Here is a 22,953-nt window from a genome sequence, read left to right on the forward strand (position 1 = left end):
GCGTTCATGCCGCCAGCAGCCTGATCTGGGTGGGCTCCAGGCCCACGGCCACGGGCGCGCCGACGGGAAACGGCGACAGGCCGGCCAGATGGTGCTGGTCCGCCGTCAGCCGCTGTTCGCCGACCTGCACCTGGTAGCGGGTGAACTCGCCCAGGAACTCGCTGCTTTCGACCACGCCGGGCAGCCACACATAGCGCGCGTCGCCCGTGCCGTCGGCCATTTCGATCAGCACAGTGTGGGGCCGGAAACTGGCCGCGAGGCGCCCGGCCTGCGGCGCGTCGCCATTGACCGGCAGGTGCAGCTCGCCCACGCCGTCGACGGCCAGCACCACGCCGCCGCGCGAGCGCTCGCGCACCTCGCCTTCCAGCACGTTCATGGTGCCGACGAAGTTGGCCACGAAGCGGTTGACCGGATAGTCGAACAGCGTGCTGGGCGCGCCGATCTGCTGCACCACGCCATGGTCCAGCACCGCCATGCGGTCGGCCGTGGTCATGGCCTCTTCCTGGTCGTGGGTGACGAAGATGGTGGTGATGCCCAGCCGCCGCTGCAGCGACAGCAGGTCCTGGCGCATCTGCACCCGCAGCTTCTTGTCCAGGTTGGACAGGGGTTCGTCCAGCAGCAGCACCTGCGGCTCGATGACAATGGTGCGCGCCAGCGCCACGCGCTGCTGCTGGCCGCCGGACAGTTGGTTGGGACGGCGCCGCCCGAAGTCGGCCAGGCCCACGAGTTCGAGCGCGGCGGCGACCTTGTCGCGGATCTCGGCGCGCGGCAGGCGCCGCTCGACCAGGCCGAAGGCAACGTTGTCCCACACCGTCATGTGCGGCCACAGCGCATAGTTCTGGAACACCATGCCGATATTGCGGTCCCAGGGCGGCGTGGCGCCGATGTCGCGGCCGTCGACCAGCAGCTGCCCATGGCTTTGCCGGTTGAAGCCGGCGATCAGGCGCAGCAGGGTGGATTTGCCCGATCCCGACGGGCCGAGCAGGGCGAAGAATTCGCCGGGCTCGATATGGATGCTGATGTCCTTGAGGACTTCGTTCCTGCCATAGGAAAGCCGGATGTTGCGGCATTCGACGCTGACTTTCTTCATGAGGATTCCCCGCTGCGCGCCGGCCGCTGGCGCGCCGAGGCGCGCTCGACCAGCAAGTGAGATACATAGGTGCCGATGCCGACCGCGACCACGGCCAGCACGCCCAGCGCCGCGCCCGGGCCGCGCCCGGCGGCGCTTTGCATGTACAGGTAGATGCCGTAGCTCATGGGCGCCTGGCTGTCGCGCGTGACCAGCATGATGGTGGCCGACAGCTCGACCGCGGCGGTGATGAAGCTGGTGACGAAGCCGGCCAGCATGCCGCCGGCCATCAACGGCACGACGATGCGGCGGATGGTGCGCAGCCGGCTGGCGCCCAGCGACTCGGCCGCCTCTTCGAGCGACACGTTGATCTGCTGCAGGGCCGCCACGCACGAGCGCAGCGCATAGGGCAGGCGCCGCACCGAATAGGCGATCATGATCAGCACCCAGGACGAGGTGAGCAGCACGCCGGTGCCGGGGATTTCCACGCCCCGGAAAGTGCGCAGGTAGCCGATGGCCAGCACGATGCCCGGAATCGCCAGCGCCGCCGAGGCGATGAAGTCGAGCCACTGGCGCGCCGGCAGGCGGGTGCGCAGCATCAGGTAGGCGATGGCGGTGCCCAGCACGACGTCGACGCCGGCGGCCAGGCCGCAGTACAGCAGCGTATTGGCGATCATGCCCTGCGACTCGGTGAAGACCGCGGTGTAGTGGGCGAGCGTGTAGCCGTCGGGCAGCGGCGCATAGCTCCAGACACTGGCCAGCGACAGCAGCAGCACGCCCAGGTGGGGCGAGAGCACCAGCAGCAGCACCGCGCCGATCCAGGCATAGGCCAGCACCGACTCGACCGGGCGCAGGCGGCGCTTGTGGATGGCGTTGCCGCCCTTTTGCAGGGTCGAGTAGTCCTTGCCCTTGAGCACGCGGGCCGACAGCCACAGCGCCAGGATGGAAAAGCCGATCATGATCACGCTGATCACGTAGCCCAGGGGATCTTCCAGCCCGACCTGGGTGATGCGCAGATAGGCCTGCGGCGCCAGCATGTTGGTGGTGCCCAGCACCAGCGGCGTGCCCAGGTCGTCGAACACCTTGACGAACACCAGCGAGGTGCCGGCCAGGTAGCCGGGCAGCGCCAGCGGAAAGATGATGCGGCAGAACAGCCGGAACCCGCGCGACCCCAGATTGAAGGCGGCTTCCTCCATCGATCCGTCGATGTTGCGCAGCGCGACCACCAGGTTCATCAGGATGAACGGGAAGTAATGCAGCGATTCGACGAAGATGACGCCGTTCAATCCGTCCATGAAGGGCAGGGTGATGCCGAGCCAGTCGTCCAGCAGCAGATTGACGCTGCCTGAGCGGCCGAAGATCAGCTGCATGGCCATCGCGCCCACGAACGGCGGCATGATCAGCGGCAGCACGCCCAGGGTCTGGATCAGCAGCGCGCCGCGGAACTCGAAGCGCACCGTGAAGTAGGCCAGCGGCACCGCGATCAGCGAGGCCAGCAGCGACGACCAGCCGGCCACGTACAGGCTGTTGAAGAAGGCTTCCTTCATCAGCGGCTGGTTGAAGACGGCGCCGAAGTGGCCCAGCGTGAAACTGCCGTCGGCGTTGACGAAGGCGGTGTAGAACACCGTGCCCACCGGAAACACCAGGAACAGCGCCAGGAAGGCGAGTACCAGCAAGGCGGCCAGCGCCGGCCCCGCGGGCAGGCGGAAAGTACCCGTAGAGGTCATGAAGATCCCGGATGTGAACGGACGAGGGCCAGGATGCGGGGCGCGCGCGGCGCGCCCCGCGGCGAGGCGGCGGCGCCTAGAGCGCGGCCGCCTCGCGCGCCAGCTTTTGCGCTTGCTCGTAGTTGGCGCGGGCCTTGCCGTTCCACTCGCCTTCGAGCTGCGTGATCTGCTGGTTGACCGCGGCGTCCTTCTTGTTGCCGGCGAACAGCTTGAGGAACGCCGGGTCGGCGGCGCGCTGGGCGTCGACCAGCGGCGTCCAGGCCAGCTGGCGCGCCTGCGCCAGCAGCTCGGCCGCCTTGCCTTGCCCGGCGCGTTCGCCCAGCTTGGCTTCGGCGTCGTAGATGGCCTTGGTGGCGGCCTGCAGCTCCTTGAGCCGGAAGGTGATGGTCTGGTCGAACAGGCTCTGGACCACGTAGTAGCGCGCCTGCGACAGGTCGGCGTCGAAGTGCACCTTGCTGCGCTTGGCGATCTCGGCCGGGTCGGGATAGCCCGGCGGGATCTTGCCGGCCAGCGCCGCGTACGGCAGCACCGGCAGGCGCGAGATCTTCGGTTCGAGCAGCAGTTCCTGGCCGGCCTGGCTGAGCGTGAAGGCGATGAACTTCTTGCCTTCCTCGGTGTTCTTCGCGCCTTCGATGAGCGCGATGTTGGCCGGCACGATGGCGGTCTCGGACGGATAGACGAAATCGACCGGGAACTTGGAGTACTTGCTCGACAGGCCGAAGAAATCGATCACCGGACCGGCGCCGAACTGGCCGTTGTTCACGCCGTCGGGCACGCCGAAGGAACGCTCGGTGACCGCGCTGGCGTTGCCCGACATGCGCAGCAGGGTGCCCCAGCCGTCATTCCAGCCTTCGCCTTGCAGGATCGTTTCCACCGTCAGGTGCATGGTGCCCGAGCGCGACGGCGCGGTGATGCCGACGTGGCCGAACCAGTGCGGTGCCAGCAGGTCCTTCCATTCGACCGGCGCGGGCAGCTTGTTGGCCTTGATGTAGCGCGTGTTGTAGATGATGCCGTAGCCGGCCAGCGCCTGGCCCATGTACATGCCCGAGGGGTCGTTGATCGGGTAGCTGCCGATCTTGTCGGGCACGGCCGGGTTGGCCACGTCCGGCGCCTTGGCCAGCAGCTTGTCGCGGCCCAGCACCTCGAAGGCGTCGGGGGCGCTGGCCCAGAAGACTTCCGGACGCTGGCCGGCCGGGGTTGCGCGCACGAAGGCGATGCCCGACACGGTGTTCTTGTTGAGGATCTCCAGCTTGATGTCCGGATGGGCCTTCTCGAAGGCCGCCTTGTAGGCCTGGGTCAGGTCCTTGGGGAAAGACGTGATGACCGTTACCGTGCCGGCCAGGGCCGGCGCGCAGGCAGCCATGATGGCCGCCAGCTGGCGCTGCAGAGCCTGCAAGGCCTCGGCCGCGGGGCTGCCGGCCTCGTCCTTCGCGCCGCTGGCGGCGGCCCGGTCGCGCAACTGCCTGGCGTACTGGTCGAACGCGCCGGCGGAGATGCGCGATGAAACGGAACTGACGGTCATGGTGGCGGCGCCCGCGTGGATTAGGGTTAGTCCTTAATAAGGCAGGCGCGCGGACGAACTTAAACATATTGCTGCGCGCTTCCGACCCCCCTTACACTTGCGTCGCCCATCCCTTCAACTTCCACGCGTACCTATGTCCAATACCTATTTCCCGCGCTGGCGGCTGGCCGACGACACCGTGCCGGGCGCGGTCATCGCGCCCGACGAACGCCTGTCCTGGCCCAAGAACATCGCCATGGGGGCCCAGCACGTGGTCGCCATGTTCGGTTCCACCGTGCTGGCGCCGCTGCTGATGGGTTTCGACCCCAATGTGGCGATCCTCATGTCCGGCATCGGCACGCTGATCTTCTTCCTGTTCGTCGGCGGCCGGGTGCCCAGCTACCTGGGCTCCAGCTTCGCCTTCATCGGCGGGGTGGTGGCGGTCACCGGCTATGTGGCGCCCGGCGCCAACGCCAATATCGGCGTGGCGCTCGGCGCGATCATCGCCTGCGGCCTGGTGTACGCGCTGATCGGCCTGGTCGTATGGGCGGCCAGCGCGCGCGGCAACGGGGCGCGCTGGATCGAGGCCATGATGCCGCCGGTCGTCACGGGCGCGGTGGTGGCGGTGATCGGCCTGAACCTGGCCCCGATCGCCGCCAAGGGCGCCATGGGTTCGTCCGGCTTCGAGGCCAGCATGGCGTTGATGACCATCCTGTGCGTGGGCGGCATCGCCGTCTACACGCGCGGCATGGTGCAGCGGCTGCTGATCCTGGTCGGCCTGGTGCTGGCCTGCGTCATCTACGCGGTCTGCGCCAACGGCCTGGGGCTGGGCGCGCCCATGGACTTCGCCAAGGTGGCCGCCGCGCCGTGGTTCGGCCTGCCCAGCTTCGCCGCGCCGGTGTTCGAGCCGCAGGCCATGGGCCTGATCGTGCCGGTGGCCATCATCCTGGTGGCCGAGAACCTGGGCCACGTGAAGGCGGTCGCCGCCATGACCGGACAGGACCTGGACCGCTGCGTGGGCCGCGCCTTCGTGGGCGACGGCGTGGCGACCATGGTTTCCGGCGCCGTCGGCGGCACCGGGGTGACCACCTACGCCGAGAATATCGGCGTGATGGCCGTGACGCGCATCTATTCCACGCTGGTGTTCGTGGTGGCGGCCGTGATCGCGCTGGTGCTGGGGTTTTCGCCCAAGTTCGGCGCGCTGATCCAGACCATCCCCGGCCCCGTGCTGGGGGGCATGTCGGTCGTGGTGTTCGGCCTGATCGCCATCGCCGGCGCGCGCATCTGGGTGGTCAACCAGGTCGATTTCAGCGACAACCGCAATCTGATCGTGGCCGCCGTGACCCTGGTGCTGGGGGCGGGCGACTTCAGCGTCAAGCTGGGCGATTTCTCGATGAACGGCATCGGCACCGCCACGTTCGGCGCCATCATCCTGTACGCCCTGCTGGGCCTGGCGCGCCGCCGCTGACGGCGCGCCAACCCGGCACCGGGGCCGCGCTCAGCGGGCCGCGGCCGGCGGCAGGGCGGCATGGCCGCCCGCCGGCCCGGCCAGCGGCGCGGCGGCGACGTCGATGATGGCGCCGCCCTGCGTCCTGAAGACCGCCGCCGCGGCCGCCAGGTGGCGGGCCTGTTCTTCCATGGCCGTGGCCGCCGCCGCGGCCTGTTCGACCAGCGCGGTATTTTGCTGGGTGGTTTCGTCCATTTGCGAAATCGCCAGGCTGACCTGGTCGATGCCGCTGGCCTGCTGGGCCGAGGCGGCCGAGATTTCCCCCATGATGTCGGCCACGCGCTGTACCGAGGCCACCACCTCGTCCATGGTGCCGCCGGCGCTGGCGACCTGTTGCGAGCCGGCGCGCACCGTCGCCACCGAACTCTCGATCAGGGCCTTGATCTCCTTGGCCGCCTGCGCGGCGCGCTGGGCCAGGCTGCGCACCTCGCCCGCCACCACCGCGAAGCCCTTGCCCTGTTCGCCGGCGCGCGCCGCCTCGACCGCGGCATTCAGCGCCAGGATATTGGTCTGGAAGGCGATGCCGTCGATCACGGTGACGATGTCGGCGATCTGGCGCGAGCTCGCGGAGATGCCGTGCATGGTCTGCACCACCTGCGCGACCGACTCGCCGCCGCGCTGCGCCACCTGCATGCTGACGGCGGCCAGCTGATTGGCCTGCGCGGCATTGTCGGCGTTCTGCTTGACCGTGGTGGCCAGTTCCTCCATGGTGGCCGCGGTCTCTTCCAGGGCGGCGGCCTGTTCCTCCGTGCGGCTGGACAGGTTGGCGTTGCCGGCCGAGATCTCGGCCGCGCCGACGTTGATTTCGTCGACGCCGCGCCGCATGACGGCGATGGTGCGCGTCAGGCCTTCCTGCATGCGCTTGAGCGCCGCGAACAGCGCGCCGATTTCATTGGCCGAGCGCACCTCGATGCGCGCGGTGAGGTCGCCGTCGGCGATGCGGTCGAAGTGATGGCCGGCCTCCAGCAAGGGGCGCAGCACCGCGCGGCGCACGAACAGCCAGCCGGCCAGGGTCAGCAGCACGCCCAGCGCGGCCAGCGCGATGGCGCTCCAGCGGGCCACGACATGGGTGTCTTCGGCGCCGCTGCGCACTTCGTCGCTGTGCGCCTGTACCCTGGCCAGAAAGGCTTCCATGTCGCGCTGGAATGCATGTTCGGCCTGCTGCGCGCGATTCATGGCGGCCAGGGCGGGCTCGGCCTGGCCGGCGTCGACGGCGGCGGCCAGCTCGTCCAGCACCGACTGGTAGGCGCGCCAGCGCGTCTGCAGGGTCGCGGCCAGCTCGGCCGCGGCCGGCTCCTTGGGCACGTCCACGTAGCGCTGGAATTGCGTGGCCGCCTGGCGCTGCGCCGCGCCGGCCTGCTGGTGCAGGGTCGCCACCGGGTCCAGGTGATTGGCCTGCAGGTTGGCCAGGGCCTCCAGCAGGGCGACGCGGGCGCGCAGCGCCGCGCCGCTGGCCTCGAACAGCGGGTCGACCTGGTTGACGGCGACCTGGTTCAGCCCCTCGATCTCGGCGGCGCTCCTGCCCGCGTTGCGCCACGTCAGGGCGCCCGACAGCATCAGCACCGCCAGGAAGCAGGCGAATACCGCCACCATCGCGGTGCGGACCTTGATCCTTTCAAGCATGGGCATCTCCTGGGTAGGGTCTTGCGCAATAAGCGTCGACGACGTGCGCGGCGTACCCGCGCGGGAAGTGTCAGGCCGTGACGTGGAATCCGTTGTTGATGTGGAATTCGACTTAAATGATCGGTATTCGGTATTAATTTGTTATTTGTAGTTATATATACGAATATTCATACCCGGATTTGCCCTAAGTTGGTGCGTTTTCGACGGGTGCTTTCGATTGCCCGGGGCCTCCGGCACATGAAGGAATGCGCGGCAACGCCGGGCCCGCGCTGCGATCGGCGGCCAACACGCAGGTTTTGTGGCTTTTCCGCCGCCAACATGCGCCGAAACCTACGCCTGGCTTACAGGCTTGCAATTCCGGTGGACTTTGCCGACAATGTCACCTGATTGCCCCGGTTCCGACCCGAGCCGGGGTTTTGTTTTGGTCGACGCTTGGCCGCCGGATGCGGCAGGCCGATCAAAGAGGAGACAGCAAAGGGGAGCCTCGGTCGGGTTCGACCTTGTCTCGTCTTTTGTTCGCCTGTCTTCCGCAGCGGCCCGCCTGCTTCATGGCGAGGCCATACACCAAGCCGAGACCTTCACCGAAACGCTCCGTCGGGGGCGTTTTCTACTTTTGTTTGGGAAACGACATGTCTGCCATTCCTTTGACCGTGCGCGGGGCCGAGCGCTTGCAGCAAGAACTGCATCGGCTTAAGACCGTTGAGCGTCCTGCGGTGATCAGCGCCATTGCGGAGGCGCGTGCGCAGGGTGATTTGTCGGAAAATGCCGAGTACGACGCCGCCCGCGAACGCCAGGGCTTCATCGAAGGCCGGATCTCCGAACTCGAGGGTACGCTTTCGAACGCGCACCTCATCGATCCGACGGCGCTCGACGCCGAAGGCCGTGCCGTGTTCGGCGCGACCGTGGAAATCGAAGACCTCGACTCGGGCGACCGCCTGACCTACCAGATCGTGGGCGACGTCGAAGCCGACATCAAGTCCAACCTGATTTCGGTCTCCAGCCCGGTGGCCCGCGCCCTGATCGGCAAATCCGAGGGCGATGTGGTCGAAGTGAAGGTGCCGGCTGGCGTGCGCGAGTACGAAGTCATCGGTGTGCGTTATCTCTGACGCCGATTCCGCCCCCCTGCATACCCATGGCCAATGACCGACGCCGTTTCCACCATCAGCCAGCCGCTTGCGGCCAGGCGGGGTGGCACAGCCGCAGCCGTCGCGCTGCAGGCGTCCCGGATGCGATATCCCGGGCTCCGATCGTGGCCAGCGTATTCCCCTTCTCGGCCGTCAACGGCTTGGGGGGCGCGGTATTCATCCGAATTCCTGAACGCCGGGCCGTGCGCCGGGCGTCTGCATCGTTGTCGCGCCGCGACGCACGGAACGTGCCGTCGGGCGCCGCAACGCCGGGCCGCGCCGCCTAGGTGTCGATTCTCAATAGGTTATTCACATCTGGGATACGCGTGATGGGTGGCTGATGTCCGAGAGCGGAGTGTGGCCGACACCAGTTGTAGCGGTCAATGAAGGGCTGCAAGGCAGCCTGTCGTTCGGCTGAGCTCGTGTAGGGCCTGGCGTATGCCCACTCCCGTAAGCAGGTCTGCACGAGGCGCTCGGCCTTGCCGTTGGTCTTGGGGGTGTAGGGGCGGGTGCGGATGTGACGGATTCCCAGCTCCACGCACACCGCCCGAAAGGTCCTGGAGACGTAGCCGCTGCCGTTGTCGGTCATCACGCGGTCGATGCGCACGCCCAGACTGGCGTAGTAGGCGGTGGCTTGGCGCAGGAACTCAGCGCACTGATCGCCGCCCTCATCGTCGAGGATGCGAGCAAAGGACACGCGCGAGAAGTCATCGATGGCCAGGTGCACAGCGTCCCAGCCAATGCCGCGGTTGCGGTTCTGGGCCCGATCGCCGGTGATGCGATGGCCCACGCCCCGGATGCGGCCCAGCCGCTTGGTGTCGATGTGCAGCAGCTCGCCTGGGCTGGCGCGTTCATAGCGGCGCACCGGCGCCGGCGGCTCCAGCGAGGCGAGTCGACTCAGGCCGATGCGTTCCATATACCGCGCCACGGTGGCCAGGCTGCGGCCGGCTTCACGCGCGATGCGCCACAGCGGCAGACGCTGGCGGCGCTGCTGGGCGAAGTGCTCAACCTGCTCGGGCGCACAGGCCTTCGGGCTGCGGTGCGGGCGAGAACTGCGGTCAAGCAGGCCGTCCAGACCTTCGCTTCGGAAGCGGGCAAGCCACTTGTAACCGGTGCGCAGGCTCACCCCTGCCGCCTGGCTGGCCTGCCTCATCGTCCAGTTCTGTTGCATCACCCTGTTAACAAGAAGGGCTCGACCTAGGCGGGTCAATCGCGCATGCTTATGGTTGTTCATCCAGTGTCCTGCCCTGAGTTGCGATGGCGTGGTAACCACAGCATCCCAGGTCCGGCCTGGATGAACAACCTATTGAGACATTACACCTAGGCGGCCAGCCTGAAACCGGCGGGCCCGTCCGGGCCGGCCAGATCAAGTACTATTGCTTGTTTGCCCGTGCGGGCTTGCGGCCGGCCAGGCCGCCACGCGCTCCGGCGCGCAGGCTCAGCGCGCTGCCGCTGCGGCGCGGAATGGCGTGGCCCGGCGATGCCTTGCGCGTGGACGGACGCGCCGGACGGCCGGCCTGGTTCAGGTCGTCGCGGCCGGGGCGTGCGCCAGCGGCGGGCGCAGCCGCTTCGGCGGCCTTGCGCGCCGGGCGCGTCTTGGTCAGGCGCTTGCCTTCGGCGGCCATCTTCTTGGGCGTATGAGGCTCGGAAGGGCGGCGCTTGGCGGGCGTGTCGGCGGCGGCCTTGGCCGCGGCCGCGCGCAGGTCGGGCCGGAACAGGATCAACGTCTTGCCCAGGTGATGCACCGCGGCGCACGACAACGTGTCGCAGATCGTGGCCAGCATGGCTTCGCGCGCCTCGCGATCGTCGCCGCCGGCCCGCACCTTGATCAGCTCGTGGGCGGTCAGGGCCAGGTCGATTTCCTTCAGGACGGCGTCGGTCAGGCCGTTGTCGCCGATCAGGACGACAGGGCGCAATGGGTGGGCGGCGGAGCGCAAGTCGCTGCGTTCGCGAGAGGTAAGTTCTGATATAGGCATGCTTGGAATTGTACGGTAATGGCCAAGAATAAATTCTCCAAAGACTGGATTCACCAGCACATCAACGACCCCTATGTGAAACTGGCGCAACAGAAGGGCTACCGGGCCCGCGCCGCCTTCAAGCTGCTCGAGATCCTGGACGCCGAAAAGCTGATGCGCCGCGGCGACATCGTGGTCGACCTGGGCTCGGCGCCGGGCAGCTGGTCGCAGGTGGCGCGCGAGCGCCTGGCCGGGCCGGGCGGGGCGGTCGACGGGCGCATCATCGCGCTGGACCTGCTGCCCATGGAGCCGGTGGCCGGGGTGGAGTTCATCCAGGGCGATTTCCGCGAAGAGGCGGTCCTGGAGCAGCTCGCCCGGATGGTGGAGGGGCAGCCGGTGGACCTTGTGATTTCCGACATGGCCCCCAACTTGTCGGGGGTAGGCGTGGCGGACTCGGCCCGCATCCAGCATGTCTGCGAGCTTGCGCTCGAATTCGCCTGCGCCCACCTCAAGCCCAACGGGGCGTTGATCGTCAAGGCTTTCCACGGCAGCGGGTTTTCCCAGATCGTGCAGTCGTACAAGCAGCGCTTCAAGCGCGTGGTCGAACGCAAGCCCAAGGCGTCCCGGGACAAATCCTCCGAAACCTTTCTGGTCGCCCGCGATCTGAAGTAACCCATCCACGGCCAACTTGTAACGGTTGGCTGGCCATCCACCCTTCATCCCACGGCGCAGCCCTTGCCATCAGACAGAATCGGGAAAATTCCCAAACCAAACGAAACGAGGCCTCCTTGCGGGGCCGCAAACGCGATCTGCCCCGACAGGGTAGAATGACTCATTGACAAATTTGTTGGCTGCGCCTTGAGCGCGGGGACGCAGCCACCGGTCGGAATCGAGAGCAGGAGATCGACCTTGAACAATTCGTTTTCTAAAGTCGCGGTCTGGATGGTGATCGCGCTGGTGCTGTTCACGGTGTTTAAGCAGTTCGACGGACGTGCACAAACCCAGGACGGCGTCAGCTACACCCAATTCATGGACGACGCCAAGGCGGGCCGCATCCGCAAGGTCGACGTGCAGGGCGACGTGCTGTATGTCACGCCGGACGCCGGCCGTCCCTATTCGCTGACGTCGCCGGGCGACCTGTGGATGGTGTCGGACCTGCTCAAGTACGGCGTGCAGGTTTCGGGCAAGGCCCGCGAAGAGCCGTCGCTGCTGATGAGCATCTTCGTGTCGTGGTTCCCGATGCTGCTGCTGATCGGCGTATGGATCTTCTTCATGCGCCAGATGCAGGGCGGCGGGCGCGGCGGCGCGTTCAGCTTCGGCAAGTCGCGCGCGCGCATGCTCGACGAGAACACCAATCAGGTGACCTTCGCCGACGTCGCCGGCTGCGACGAAGCCAAGGAAGACGTCCAGGAGCTGGTCGATTTCCTGCGCGACCCCAGCAAGTTCCAGAAGCTGGGCGGCCGCATCCCGCGCGGCGTGCTGATGGTCGGCTCGCCCGGCACCGGCAAGACGCTGCTGGCCAAGGCCATCGCCGGCGAGGCCAAGGTGCCGTTCTTCAGCATCTCGGGCTCCGATTTCGTGGAAATGTTCGTCGGCGTGGGCGCGGCCCGCGTGCGCGACATGTTCGAGAACGCCAAGAAGCACGCCCCGTGCATCATCTTCATCGATGAAATCGACGCGGTCGGCCGCCAGCGTGGCGCCGGCCTGGGCGGCGGCAACGACGAGCGCGAACAGACCCTGAACCAGATGCTGGTCGAGATGGACGGCTTCGAGTCGGGCCAGGGCGTGATCGTCATCGCCGCGACCAACCGTCCCGACGTGCTCGATCCGGCGCTGCTGCGTCCGGGCCGCTTCGACCGCCAGGTGGTGGTGCCGCTGCCCGACATCCGCGGCCGCGAGCAGATCCTCAAGGTGCACATGCGCAAGGTGCCGCTGTCGCCCAACGTCGACGCCACCATCCTGGCGCGCGGCACGCCGGGCTTTTCGGGCGCCGACCTGGCCAACCTGGTCAACGAGGCGGCCCTGTTCGCCGCGCGCCGCAACGGCCGCACGGTGGACATGTCCGACTTCGAGAAGGCCAAGGACAAGATCATCATGGGCGCCGAGCGCCGCTCCATCGTCATGCCCGAGGAAGAGCGCAAGAATACGGCCTACCACGAGTCCGGCCACGCCATCGTGGCGCGCATGCTGCCCAAGACCGACCCGGTCCACAAGGTCACCATCATCCCGCGCGGCCGTGCGCTGGGCGTGACGATGCAGTTGCCCGAAACCGACCGCTACAGCATGGACAAGGAGCGCCTGCTCAACACCATCGCGGTGCTGTTCGGCGGGCGCATCGCCGAAGAAATCTTCATGAACCAGATGACCACCGGCGCTTCGAACGACTTCGAGCGCGCCACGGCCATCGCCCGCGACATCGTCACCCGCTACGGCATGACCGACGAGCTGGGCCCCATGGTGTATGCCGAGAACGAAGGCGAGGTCTTCCTGGGCCGCAGCGTCACCAAGACCACGCATGTCTCGGAAGCGACCATGCAGAAGGTCGACAGCGAGATCCGCCGCATCATCGACGAGCAGTACGGCGTGGCGCGCAAGATCCTGGAAGACAACCGTGCCCGGGTCGAGGTGATGACCTCGGCGCTGCTCGAATGGGAAACCATCGACGCCGACCAGATCGACGACATCGTCAACGACCGTCCGCCGCGTCCGCCCAAGACGCCGCAAGGTCCGTCTGATACGTCCGACACCCTGCCCACCGGGCTGGCTGCCGGCGGCAATACGGCGGCCGCGGTCTGAGCCTGCTGCTAAGGTTTCATGGCAAATAACTTCCAGTGCGGGCGCTTTGAGTTCGATCTCGAGCGCCCGCTTGTCATGGGCATCGTCAACGTCACGCCCGACTCGTTTTCCGATGGCGGCGAGCACGCCGATACCGACAGCGCGATCGCCCATGCGCGCCAATTGATCGACGAAGGGGCCCATATCCTGGACCTGGGCGGCGAATCGACGCGGCCGGGCGCGCAGCCGGTCAGCGCGGCCGAAGAGCTGGCGCGCATCCTGCCGCTGATCGAAGGGCTGCGCGACTGCGGCGTGCCGTTGTCGATCGACACCTTCAAGCCCGAGGTCATGCGCGCCGTGCTCGACGCCGGCGCCGACATGATCAACGACATCTACGGTTTCCGGCAGCCCGGCGCCATCGACGCGGTGGCGCGCTCGCGCTGCGGCCTGTGCGTCATGCACATGAAGGGCGAGCCGCGCACCATGCAGGAGGCGCCCGAGTACGCCGACCTGATGGGCGAAATCGGGGTCTTCCTGGGCGCGCGCGCCCAGCGGCTGCGCGCCGCGTGGGTCGACCCCCGGCGCATCGTGCTGGACCCGGGCTTCGGGTTCGGCAAGACCATGGATCAGAATTATCAGTTGCTGCGCCGCCTGGCCAGCTTGCGCGTCTCCAGCTACCCCCTGCTGGTGGGCGTCTCGCGCAAATCCATGATAGGCGCGGCCACCGGCAAGCCGGTGGGCGACCGCCTGGCCGGCAGCGTTGCCGCCGCGCTGGCATGCGTGGCTCGCGGCGCCGCCATCGTGCGTGTGCACGATGTCGCCGCGACCGTGGATGCGCTAAAAGTGTGGCAGGCGGCCGAACAAGGAGCAGTCCCTACATGAGTCAACGCAAATATTTTGGTACCGACGGCGTGCGCGGCGAAGTCGGCGGCCCGGTGATCAACGCCGCCTTCGCGCTGCGCCTGGGCTATGCCGCCGGCCGGGTGCTGGCGCGCGAGCATCGCGAGCACGCCAGCGGCCGCGGCCGCAACCGGCCCCAGGTCGTGATCGGCAAGGACACCCGCATTTCCGGCTACATGCTGGAATCCGCCCTGGAAGCCGGCCTGTCGGCCGCCGGCATCGACGTGCTGCTGGCCGGGCCCGTCCCGACGCCGGCCGTGGCCTACCTGACGCGCACGCTGCGCCTGGCCGCCGGTATCGTGATCAGCGCCTCGCACAATCCGTACCAGGACAACGGCATCAAGTTCTTCTCCGCCCATGGCATGAAGCTGCCCGACGACATCGAGGCCGCCATCGAGCAGGCGCTGGACGAGCCGCTGGGCTGCGTCGGCTCGGAAGAACTGGGCCGCGCGCGCCGCATGGCCGACGCCCAGGGCCGCTACATCGAATTCTGCAAGAGTACCTTCCCGCACGACCTGGATCTCAACGGGCTGAAGCTGGTGGTCGACGCTGCCCACGGCGCCGCCTACAACGTCGCTCCGCATGTGTTCCGCGAACTGGGCGCCGAGGTGCATGCCATCGGCGTCTCGCCCGACGGCTTCAACATCAACAAGGGCGTGGGCGCGCTGCATCCGGAATCGCTGGCCGAGGAAGTGCGCGCGCGCGGCGCCGACCTGGGCATCGCGCTGGACGGCGACGCCGACCGCCTGCAGATGGTCGACGGCACCGGCCGCATCTACAACGGCGACGAACTGCTCTACGCCATCGTGCGCGAGCGCATGCAGCGCGGTCCGGTGGCCGGGGTGGTCGGCACCCTGATGACCAACTACGGCCTGGAGCGCCAGCTGCAGCAGATCGGCGTGGGCTTCGAGCGGGCCAACGTCGGCGACCGCTACGTGCTGGAGCAGATGCAGGCGCGCGGCTGGCTGTACGGCGGCGAAAGCTCGGGCCACCTGCTGTGCCTGGATTGCCATACCACGGGCGACGGCACGATCGCCGCGCTGCAGGTGCTGACGGCGCTGCGTCGCGCCGACGCCACACTGGCTGAATGGGTGGCCGACCTGCGCATGTATCCGCAGAAGATGATCAACGTGCCGCTGGCCCCCGGCCTGGACTGGAAAACCCACGACGGCCTGGCGCGCGCGCGCGGCGCCGTCGAGGCCGAGCTGGCCGGCCGGGGCCGGGTGCTGATCCGCGCCTCGGGCACCGAGCCCAAGCTGCGCCTGATGGTCGAGGCCGAGGACGAAGCGCTGGCGCAGGCCAGCGCCCAGAAGCTGGCCGACAGCCTGGGCGCCTGAGCAAGGCCCGGACCTGCCCGAAGGCCCGCCTGATGGCGGGCCTTTTTGTTGCGCGGGCGACGCAGGCATGCAAGGCCATGACTCTGTTTGTATCAAATGGTCAAGCGGGGTCGTATCGCCCTCGGTGGGGCGGCGTAAACTTCATAGTCACGTAACATATCGGTCAGATTACTGACATGACGCGCGGCCACACTGGCAGGACATTTAGGAGTTTCGCGCAATGCTCGAACTAGTACGCATCGATACGGGTTCCACTGCCGCCACTGCTTGGCCTGGCGCCGCGCCGCGCACCCTCGCGGTCGGCCTGGCGCGCACCGCGGAGGAGGTCGAGCAGATCCAGCGTCTGCGCTACGACGTCTTCACCGAGGATATGGGCGCCGTGTTTCCCCAGGCACAGGACGGCGTGGAGCAGGACCGCTTCGACCAGTGGTGCGAACACCTGATGGTGCGCGAACTGGACACCGGGCGGGTGGTGGGTACCTACCGCATCCTGACGCCGGAAAAGGCGCGCGAGGCGGGCGGCTACTACTCGGAATCCGAGTTCGACCTGTCCGGGCTGGGCGCCCTGCGCGAGCAGCTGGTGGAAGTGGGCCGCTCGTGTACGCACGCCGATTACCGCAACGGCGCGGTCATCATGCTGCTGTGGTCCGGCCTGGCCGAATACCTGCGCCGCGGCGGCTACGAGTATGTGCTGGGTTGCGCCAGCGTCAGCCTGCGCGACGACGGCGTGACCGCCGCCGAAGTCTGGCGCAATGTCGCCCGCCACCTCGATGATCCGGCGCTGCCGCGCGTGCGGCCCCTGCACCGCTATCCGATCGAGCGCCTGAACAGCACCCTGCCGGCGCGCGTGCCGCCGCTGATCAAGGGCTATCTCAAGCTGGGCGCCAAGGTATGCGGCGAGCCGGCCTGGGATCCGGACTTCAACGCGGCGGACTTCCCGGTGCTGCTGAGCATGGCCGGCATGGACGAGCGCTATCGCCGCCACTTCGGCCTGGACCGGGAAGCCAGGCGCTGACATGCGTCGCACGCTGCGTCGTCTGCGCATCAGGCTGGTGCGGCGGGTGACCCGCCAGATCCGTCTGGAACTGAAGCAGCTGGAACGGCAGACCGACCTGACCTTGGACTGAGCTGACGGGTGCCTGTCCCCGCGGGGACAGGCACCTTGTATCGGGACAGGCTCAGAAGTCAGCGGGAGCCAGTCCCCCTTCGGGGACAGGCTCCCGAGGATCGGGTTTCAGGTTTCCAGCAATTCGAACGAGAAACCGACCTTGCTCCATTCGCCGTCTTCGGCGCGCAGGGTGAAGTCGCTCAGGGGGTGGCGGTTGAGCCAGGCCTGCTGGGCGCGCACCACGATGGATGTGCCCTTGATGGAGACGGCCAGCGGCAGCGGGGTTATGTCCTCGCGGCGGCGGAACAGCAGCGCGGCCAGGCGCAGGCACAGGATGGCGATCCACTGGCTGCGGTTGGCCACCAGGGATTCCAGCTTGCTCAGCTTGCCGTGATGGCCCAGGGCCAGCAGCGCCAGCAATTCCTGTTCGTCGTTGGAGAAGCCCGGCATGTCGGCGTGCTCGAGCACGTAGGCCGTGTGCTTGTGATAGGCGTTGTGGGCGATGGACAGGCCGACCTCGTGCAGGTCGGCCGCCCAGCCCAGCGCCAACCGCAGCTCGGCGCGCTCGTGGCCGTCGCCGTCGGGCAGCAGGACGTCGAACAGCGCCAGCGCCGCCTGGCGCACGCGCCGCGCCTGGTTGGCGTCGACGTGGTAGCGCTTCATGAATTGCTGCACGGATTCGTGCCGCTTGTCGTGCTCGTCGTCGCGGCCCAGCAGGTCGTACAGCACGCCCAGCCGCAGCGCGCCGTCGCCGGTATGCATGACATCGATGTTCAGCTCGTCGAACAGGGCGCTCATGATGGCCAGGCCGCCGGGCAGCACGTCGGCGCGCTCCAGCTTGATGCCGGGCAGTTCGGCCGGGATGACGCGGCCCGAACGGATGATGCGGTCTTTCAGCTTGGCCAGCCCGGCGCGCGTGATGCCGCGGGTGGAGAAGCCGCATTCGGTCAGGATGGCGTACAGCGCCTTGGCGGTGCCCGACGAGCCATAGGCTTCCTTCCAGCCGGTCTTGCGGTATTGCTTGGCGATCACTTCGATTTCGCGCCGCGCCGCCAGCTCGGCCTGCTTCATCTGGTGGCTGTCGACCACGCCGTCGCCGAAGAACTGGCGGCTGAAGCTGACGCAGCCCATGTACAGCGAGGACATCAGGTTGGGCTCGACGCCCTTGCCGATGATGACTTCGGTGGAGCCGCCGCCGATGTCGATCACCAGGCGGCGGTTCAGCGAGGGCGGCAGGCTGTGCGCCACGCCGGAGAAAATCAGCCGCGCTTCTTCGCGCCCGGCGATGACTTCGATGGGAAAGCCCAGCGCCCGTTCGGCGCGGGGCAGGAAATCGCGCGTGTTGCGGGCGACCCGGAACGTGTTGGTGGCGACCGCGCGCACCCGGCTGGGATGGAAACTGCGCAGCCGCTCGCCGAAGCGCTCGAGCACCGCCAGGGCGCGCGCCAGCGCGTCCTCGCCCAGGTTCTTGTCCTGGTCCAGGCCGGCGGCCAGGCGCACGGTCTCCTTGAGGCGGTCGATCTGGTAGATCTGGGCGGTGCCATCCTGCTGGACGACGCGGCCGATAGAAAGTCGAAAGCTGTTGGAGCCGAGGTCGACGGCGGCCAGAAGATGGTCCATGCGGCAGTTGTATTGGGCAGTCAGTTTGCTGGATTATAGAGATGCCATGTGACAGTCATGCCGATGCGGCGTTTTTCCCTTGCAGAACAAGGCATTGGGGGCTGGCGCGGCCCTTCCATGCGTCCCCGCTTTGGCGTACGCTATGCGGCATGCCGGCATGCGCGCGGCCGGGCGTCATAGAACCGTCACGATATTGCAGTAAAAACAAAAGCTGTCTCCTTTGCCTGGGCCCTGTATGACCTCTCGACCGCCGTCCGAGCCGCTGCTCCTGAATCGTGAACTGTCGCTGCTGAAATTCAATGAACGCGTGCTGGCGATGGCCGAGAACCCGCGTGTTCCCTTGCTTGAGCGGTTGCGCTACGTGTGCATCGTCAGCTCCAACCTGGACGAGTTCTTCGAGATCCGCATCTCGACGCTGAAGGAGCAGCAGCGCCAGACCCCGACGCTGGTCGGGCCCGACGGCATGACGGCCGATGAGGCCTTCGAGCGGGTCCAGGTCAAGGTGCACGCGCTGGTGGCGAGCCAATACGCCTTGCTCAACGACGATATCCTGCCGCGCCTGCAGGCCGAGGGCATCGTGCTGCATCACGCCTCCGAATGGAACGCGCAGCAGCAGGAGTGGGCGCGCGAGGTCTTCAATCGCGATGTCATGCCGCTGCTGACGCCGATCGGGCTGGATCCGGCGCATCCGTTTCCGCGCGTCTACAACAAGAGCCTGAATTTCATCGTAGCCCTGTCGGGCGCCGATGCCTTCGGCCGCCAGGCGTCCATTGCCGTGGTGCAGGCGCCGCGCGCGCTGCCGCGCCTGATCAAGATGCCGCCCGAGATCTCCGGCCATCCCGACGGCTACATCCTGCTGACCTCGCTGCTGCGGGCCTTCGTGGGCGAACTGTTCCCCGGCCTGGAAATGCTGGGCTGTTACCAATGGCGCGTGACGCGCAACAGCGACCTGTTCGTCGACGAAGAGGAAGTCACCAACCTGCGCCATGCCCTGCAGGGCGAGCTGTCGCAGCGTAATTTCGGCGCGGCCGTGCGGCTGGAGATCGACAAGCTGACCCCGCCCGACCTGGAGGCCTACCTGCAGCGCGAATTCTCGCTGGCGCCCGAGGACACCTACCGGGTCAGCGGCCCGGTGAACCTGTCGCGCCTGATGCAGTTGTGCAATTCCAACACCCGGCCGGACCTGCTGTTTCCCGCCTACCTGGCGCCCGTGCCGGCGCCGTTCGACCGCGTGGGCGAGAAGCCGGCCGAGCTGTTCGCCGCCGTGGCCGAGCAGGATCGCCTGCTGCACCATCCCTACCAGTCGTTCCAGCCGGTCATCGACTTCCTGACCGCCGCGGCGCTGGATCCGGACGTGATGGCGATCAAGCAGACCATCTACCGCACCGGCGAGGACTCCGAGCTCATGCAGATCCTGCTGGCGGCGGCGCGCGCCGGCAAGGAAGTCACCGTGGTGGTGGAGCTGATGGCGCGCTTTGACGAGCAGACCAACATCAACTGGGCCGCGCGCCTGGAGGAAGTGGGCGCGCACGTGGTCTATGGCGTGGTCGCGCACAAGACGCACGCCAAGATGGCGCTGGTGCTGCGCCGCGAGAAAGGGCGGCTGCGCCGCTACGCCCACCTGGGCACCGGCAACTACCATCCGCGCACGGCCCGCCTGTACACCGATTTCGGCCTGCTGACCGCCGATCCGCGCCTGTGCGAGGACATGGACAAGGTCTTTACCCAGCTGACCGGCCTGGGGGCGCGGCGCTCGCTCAAGGCGCTGCTGCAGTCGCCGTTCTCGCTGCACGACGGCATGGTCAGCCTGATCCGCGCCGAGACGCGCGCCGCGCGCGCCGGCAAGCGGGCGCGCATCATGGCGAAGATGAACTCGCTACTGGAAGTGCAGGTCATCGAAGAGCTCTACAAGGCCAGCCAGGCCGGGGTCAAGATCGACCTGATCGTGCGCGGGGTATGCGCGCTGCGCGCCGGCGTGCCTGGGCTGTCGGAGAATATCCGGGTGCGTTCCATCGTGGGGCGCTTTCTGGAGCACTCGCGCGTGTTCTATTTCTATGCCGATGGCGCCGAAACCGTTTACCTGTCGTCGGCCGACTGGATGGACCGCAATTTCTTCCGGCGCGTGGAAATCGCCTTTCCCGTCTACGACAAGACGCTCAGGAAGCGCGTCATCGACGAGGCCTTCACCTATGCGCTGCGCGACAATCAGCTGGCCTGGCAGCAGCAGGCCGATGGCACCTATGCGCGGGTGCGCAACCGGCGCGAGGCCTACGACGTGCAGGAAGCGCTGATCCAGCGCCTGGGGCAGGACGGCTGAGCCGGCCCGCCGCCGCCTGGCCGCCCGCGGGCGGCCATTTTATTTTGAAATATTAAGTTTCTTATGGATAAATTTAAGTTGGGTATGTGACTGTCACTATCCTGTCATTTTGGACTTCTAAGATGCATACGTTGGCCGAGACAGGCGCCTTGAAAGCCTGCCGGATTTCCTCAACGAGCACAGAAGGAACCCAGATGTTCAAACGTGTCTTCAAACAGATTTCGATCGGCGCCGCGCTGAGCGCAGCCGTTTTCGCCGCCCAGGCCGCCGATGTGACCGGCGCGGGCGCGTCGTTCCCGTACCCCATCTACGCCAAGTGGGCCTCCGACTACAAGGCTGCCACCAACAACGCCGTCAACTACCAGTCCATCGGTTCGGGCGGCGGCCAGCAGCAGATCAAGGCCAAGACGGTCGACTTCGGCGCCTCGGATGACCCGCTCAAGGCCGAAGACCTGGAAAAGAACGGCCTGTTGCAGTTCCCGGCCGTGATCGGCGGCACCGTGCCGGTGATCAACGTCGACGGCATCGCGCCGGGCCAGCTGAAGCTGTCGGGCGCCGTGCTGGCCGACATCTTCCTGGGCAAGGTCAAGAAGTGGGACGACGCCGCCATCAAGGCGCTCAACCCCGACCTGAAGCTGCCCTCGGCCGACATCGTGGTGGTGCACCGTTCGGACGGTTCGGGCACGACCTTCGGCTGGACCAACTACCTGTCGAAAGTGTCGCCCGCCTGGAAAGAGCAAGTGGGCGAGGGCAAGGCCGTCAAGTGGCCCACCGGCCAGGGCGGCAAGGGCAACGAAGGCGTTGCCGCCTACGTGGGCCAGCTGAAGAACTCGATCGGTTATGTCGAGTACGCCTACGCCAAGCAGAACAAGCTGGCCTGGACGCAGCTGCAGAACAAGGACGGCAAGTTCGTCCAGCCCGAGCAGAAGGCGTTCGCCGCCGCTGCCGCCAATGCCGACTGGAAGAGCGCGCCCGGCATGGGCGTGGTGCTGACCAACGAGCCGGGCGCCGATTCGTGGCCCGTGACCGCCGCCACCTTCATCCTGGTGCACAAGAGCCAGGACAAGCCGGTTCAGGGCCGCGCGGTGCTGGAGTTCTTCGACTGGGCGTTCAAGAACGGCGCCAAGTCGGCCGAAGCGCTGGACTACGTGCCGCTGCCCGAGGCCGTGACCACGGAAATCCGCGCCGCCTGGGGTGAAGTCAAGGGCGCCGACGGCAAGGCCGTGTGGCAGTAAGCCCGTATCGGCCAGGGCGCTGTCCGCCCTGGCCGGACCAGTGAACGGCGAGCGATCGCCGTCCTGACTTCGCGGGGCGCCGGGCGCCCCGCCATTGCGCCGACCCCTGGCCCTATCTCAAGGAAAGCCTGTCCATGAGCGCGGTAATGGATAATAGTGTGCCGCTGCCGTCTTCCACGGCCGATTCGACCACTACCGGCACGCCTTCGCCTATGAAGCAAAACAATAACGCGCTGATGGATGCGCTGTTCAAGAACCTCACCCGGACCTTCGCCTTCCTGGTGTTCATCCTGCTGGCTGCCATCATGATCTCGCTGATCTATGGCAGCCGCGAATCGCTGGCCAAGTATGGCCTGTCGTTCCTGTGGCTGAACGACTGGGATCCGGTCCAGCAGAACTACGGCGCGGTCGTGCCCATCATCGGCACGCTGCTGACCTCGTTCATCGCCTTGCTGATCGCCGTGCCGGTGTCGTTCGGCATCGCCATCTTCCTGACCGAGCTGGCGCCCACCTGGCTGCGCCGCCCGCTGGGCACCGCCGTCGAGATGCTGGCGGCCATCCCGTCCATCATCTACGGCATGTGGGGCCTGTTCGTCTTCGTGCCGGTGTTCCAGCAATACGTGCAGCCCGCGCTGATCGCCACGCTGGGCAGCGTGCCCATCATCGGCGGCCTGTTCGCCGGCCCGCTGTTCGGCATCGGCATCTTCACCGCCGGCCTGATCCTGTCGATCATGATCATTCCGTTCATCGCCGCCGTCATGCGCGACGTGTTCGAGCTGGTGCCCCCCATGCTCAAGGAGTCCGCCTACGGCCTGGGCAGCACCACCTGGGAAGTCATGTGGCGCGTCGTGCTGCCCTTCACCAAATCGGGCGTCATCGGCGGCATCATGCTGGGGCTGGGCCGTGCGCTGGGCGAGACCATGGCGGTGACCTTCGTGATCGGCAACGCCTTTCGCTGGTCGGGCTCGCTGTTCTCGCCGGGCAACTCGATCGCCTCGGCGCTGGCCAACGAATTCAACGAGGCAGGCGGCATCCAGAAATCGGCGCTGCTCGAACTGGGCCTGATCCTGTTCCTGATCACCACCGTCGTGCTGGCTTTCTCGAAAATGCTGCTGGTGCGCCTGTCCAGGGCCGAGGGCCGCCAGGCCTGATGCA

The 22,953-nt window shown here is 67.2% G+C and carries 17 protein-coding genes; 10 read left to right on the forward strand and 7 right to left on the reverse strand.

From position 1 onward, the window contains the following. Window positions 1-4: 4 nt before the first annotated feature. The 3 genes from LK409_RS08310 to LK409_RS08320 all read right to left on the reverse strand — a co-directional run bounded on the left by LK409_RS08310 (window position 5) and on the right by LK409_RS08320 (window position 4,192). Complete coding sequence (locus tag LK409_RS08310) at window positions 5-1,090, reverse strand: ABC transporter ATP-binding protein (protein WP_003809599.1); 1,086 nt, start codon at window positions 1,088-1,090, stop codon at window positions 5-7. Continuing rightward, on the reverse strand, window positions 1,087-2,796 hold the full coding sequence (locus LK409_RS08315; protein WP_010928344.1) for an ABC transporter permease: 1,710 nt from the start codon (window positions 2,794-2,796) through the stop codon (window positions 1,087-1,089). The genes LK409_RS08310 and LK409_RS08315 overlap by 4 nt, the downstream gene beginning before the upstream one ends. Window positions 2,797-2,872: 76 nt before the next feature. Then, window positions 2,873-4,192, reverse strand: coding sequence for an ABC transporter substrate-binding protein (locus LK409_RS08320; RefSeq protein ID WP_010928345.1), 1,320 nt, complete (start codon window positions 4,190-4,192; stop codon window positions 2,873-2,875). 259 nt (window positions 4,193-4,451) lie between these two features. On the opposite strand from LK409_RS08320, the gene LK409_RS08325 reads away from it, so the two are divergent. Beyond that, window positions 4,452-5,765 (forward strand): solute carrier family 23 protein, encoded by a 1,314-nt coding sequence (locus tag LK409_RS08325; protein WP_010928346.1) that lies wholly within the window; start codon window positions 4,452-4,454, stop codon window positions 5,763-5,765. A 30-nt stretch (window positions 5,766-5,795) separates the two neighbouring features. On the opposite strand, the gene LK409_RS08330 is transcribed toward LK409_RS08325, so the two are convergent. After that, window positions 5,796-7,433: a methyl-accepting chemotaxis protein gene (locus LK409_RS08330; protein ID WP_010928347.1), complete on the reverse strand. Its 1,638-nt coding sequence runs from the start codon at window positions 7,431-7,433 to the stop codon at window positions 5,796-5,798. 623 nt (window positions 7,434-8,056) lie between these two features. Between LK409_RS08330 and greA the strand changes: the two genes are divergently transcribed. Beyond that, window positions 8,057-8,533 (forward strand): transcription elongation factor GreA, encoded by a 477-nt coding sequence (gene greA, locus LK409_RS08335; RefSeq protein ID WP_003809615.1) that lies wholly within the window; start codon window positions 8,057-8,059, stop codon window positions 8,531-8,533. 301 nt (window positions 8,534-8,834) lie between these two features. Here the strand turns inward: greA and LK409_RS08340 are convergent, their stop codons facing one another. Together LK409_RS08340 and LK409_RS08345 are read right to left on the reverse strand one after the other, a co-directional pair. Then, window positions 8,835-9,785 carry an IS481 family transposase gene (locus LK409_RS08340; protein ID WP_010927744.1) on the reverse strand — a complete coding sequence of 317 codons (951 nt, stop codon included), beginning with the start codon at window positions 9,783-9,785 and terminating at the stop codon, window positions 8,835-8,837. A 139-nt stretch (window positions 9,786-9,924) separates the two neighbouring features. Continuing rightward, on the reverse strand, window positions 9,925-10,527 hold the full coding sequence (locus LK409_RS08345) for a YhbY family RNA-binding protein (RefSeq protein ID WP_010928348.1): 603 nt from the start codon (window positions 10,525-10,527) through the stop codon (window positions 9,925-9,927). 18 nt (window positions 10,528-10,545) lie between these two features. Here LK409_RS08345 and LK409_RS08350 point away from each other — a divergent pair, with 18 nt between their 5' ends. The 5 genes from LK409_RS08350 to LK409_RS08370 all read left to right on the forward strand — a co-directional run bounded on the left by LK409_RS08350 (window position 10,546) and on the right by LK409_RS08370 (window position 16,533). Then, the gene (locus LK409_RS08350) at window positions 10,546-11,178 is read left to right on the forward strand and encodes an RlmE family RNA methyltransferase (RefSeq protein ID WP_003809621.1); all 633 of its coding nucleotides are present in this window, start codon (window positions 10,546-10,548) and stop codon (window positions 11,176-11,178) included. 237 nt (window positions 11,179-11,415) lie between these two features. Beyond that, window positions 11,416-13,302, forward strand: coding sequence for an ATP-dependent zinc metalloprotease FtsH (gene ftsH / locus LK409_RS08355; protein ID WP_010928349.1), 1,887 nt, complete (start codon window positions 11,416-11,418; stop codon window positions 13,300-13,302). Window positions 13,303-13,320: 18 nt separating this feature from the next. Continuing rightward, a complete protein-coding gene (gene folP / locus LK409_RS08360) occupies window positions 13,321-14,163 on the forward strand; it encodes a dihydropteroate synthase (RefSeq protein WP_003809626.1) in 843 nt (280 codons plus the stop codon). Further along, window positions 14,160-15,518, forward strand: a complete 1,359-nt coding sequence (gene glmM / locus LK409_RS08365) for a phosphoglucosamine mutase (protein WP_003809628.1) — start codon at window positions 14,160-14,162, stop codon at window positions 15,516-15,518. The genes folP and glmM overlap by 4 nt, the downstream gene beginning before the upstream one ends. Window positions 15,519-15,738: 220 nt before the next feature. Continuing rightward, window positions 15,739-16,533 carry a GNAT family N-acetyltransferase gene (locus LK409_RS08370; RefSeq protein ID WP_003809629.1) on the forward strand — a complete coding sequence of 265 codons (795 nt, stop codon included), beginning with the start codon at window positions 15,739-15,741 and terminating at the stop codon, window positions 16,531-16,533. 219 nt (window positions 16,534-16,752) lie between these two features. Here the strand turns inward: LK409_RS08370 and ppx are convergent, their stop codons facing one another. Next, a complete protein-coding gene (gene ppx, locus LK409_RS08375) occupies window positions 16,753-18,246 on the reverse strand; it encodes an exopolyphosphatase (protein ID WP_003809631.1) in 1,494 nt (497 codons plus the stop codon). Window positions 18,247-18,481: 235 nt separating this feature from the next. Between ppx and ppk1 the strand changes: the two genes are divergently transcribed. The 3 genes from ppk1 (at window position 18,482) to pstC (ending at window position 22,949) form a co-directional block, all read left to right on the forward strand. Then, a complete protein-coding gene (gene ppk1, locus LK409_RS08380; protein WP_003809633.1) occupies window positions 18,482-20,563 on the forward strand; it encodes a polyphosphate kinase 1 in 2,082 nt (693 codons plus the stop codon). 194 nt (window positions 20,564-20,757) lie between these two features. Then, window positions 20,758-21,798 (forward strand): phosphate ABC transporter substrate-binding protein PstS, encoded by a 1,041-nt coding sequence (gene pstS, locus LK409_RS08385; protein ID WP_003809635.1) that lies wholly within the window; start codon window positions 20,758-20,760, stop codon window positions 21,796-21,798. A 134-nt stretch (window positions 21,799-21,932) separates the two neighbouring features. Continuing rightward, window positions 21,933-22,949 carry a phosphate ABC transporter permease subunit PstC gene (gene pstC / locus LK409_RS08390; protein WP_010928350.1) on the forward strand — a complete coding sequence of 339 codons (1,017 nt, stop codon included), beginning with the start codon at window positions 21,933-21,935 and terminating at the stop codon, window positions 22,947-22,949. Window positions 22,950-22,953: the final 4 nt, after the last annotated feature.

The sequence above is a fragment of the Bordetella parapertussis genome (assembly GCF_020735925.1).
Taxonomy (GTDB): Bacteria; Pseudomonadota; Gammaproteobacteria; order Burkholderiales; family Burkholderiaceae_B; genus Bordetella; species Bordetella pertussis.

Bases quoted from the DNA above. Each gene is read 5' to 3' on its own strand.
- pstS (WP_003809635.1), top strand. From the start codon at position 20,758: ATGTTCAAACGTGTCTTCAAACAGATTTCGATCGGCGCCGCGCTGAGC.
- LK409_RS08350 (WP_003809621.1), top strand. From the start codon at position 10,546: ATGGCCAAGAATAAATTCTCCAAAGACTGGATTCACCAGCACATCAAC.
- folP (WP_003809626.1), top strand. From the start codon at position 13,321: ATGGCAAATAACTTCCAGTGCGGGCGCTTTGAGTTCGATCTCGAGCGC.
- ppx (WP_003809631.1), bottom strand. From the start codon at position 18,246: ATGGACCATCTTCTGGCCGCCGTCGACCTCGGCTCCAACAGCTTTCGA.
- LK409_RS08330 (WP_010928347.1), bottom strand. From the start codon at position 7,433: ATGCCCATGCTTGAAAGGATCAAGGTCCGCACCGCGATGGTGGCGGTA.
- LK409_RS08325 (WP_010928346.1), top strand. From the start codon at position 4,452: ATGTCCAATACCTATTTCCCGCGCTGGCGGCTGGCCGACGACACCGTG.
- LK409_RS08310 (WP_003809599.1), bottom strand. From the start codon at position 1,090: ATGAAGAAAGTCAGCGTCGAATGCCGCAACATCCGGCTTTCCTATGGC.
- LK409_RS08315 (WP_010928344.1), bottom strand. From the start codon at position 2,796: ATGACCTCTACGGGTACTTTCCGCCTGCCCGCGGGGCCGGCGCTGGCC.
- pstC (WP_010928350.1), top strand. From the start codon at position 21,933: ATGAGCGCGGTAATGGATAATAGTGTGCCGCTGCCGTCTTCCACGGCC.
- greA (WP_003809615.1), top strand. From the start codon at position 8,057: ATGTCTGCCATTCCTTTGACCGTGCGCGGGGCCGAGCGCTTGCAGCAA.
- LK409_RS08340 (WP_010927744.1), bottom strand. From the start codon at position 9,785: ATGAACAACCATAAGCATGCGCGATTGACCCGCCTAGGTCGAGCCCTT.
- LK409_RS08345 (WP_010928348.1), bottom strand. From the start codon at position 10,527: ATGCCTATATCAGAACTTACCTCTCGCGAACGCAGCGACTTGCGCTCC.
- glmM (WP_003809628.1), top strand. From the start codon at position 14,160: ATGAGTCAACGCAAATATTTTGGTACCGACGGCGTGCGCGGCGAAGTC.
- ppk1 (WP_003809633.1), top strand. From the start codon at position 18,482: ATGACCTCTCGACCGCCGTCCGAGCCGCTGCTCCTGAATCGTGAACTG.
- LK409_RS08370 (WP_003809629.1), top strand. From the start codon at position 15,739: ATGCTCGAACTAGTACGCATCGATACGGGTTCCACTGCCGCCACTGCT.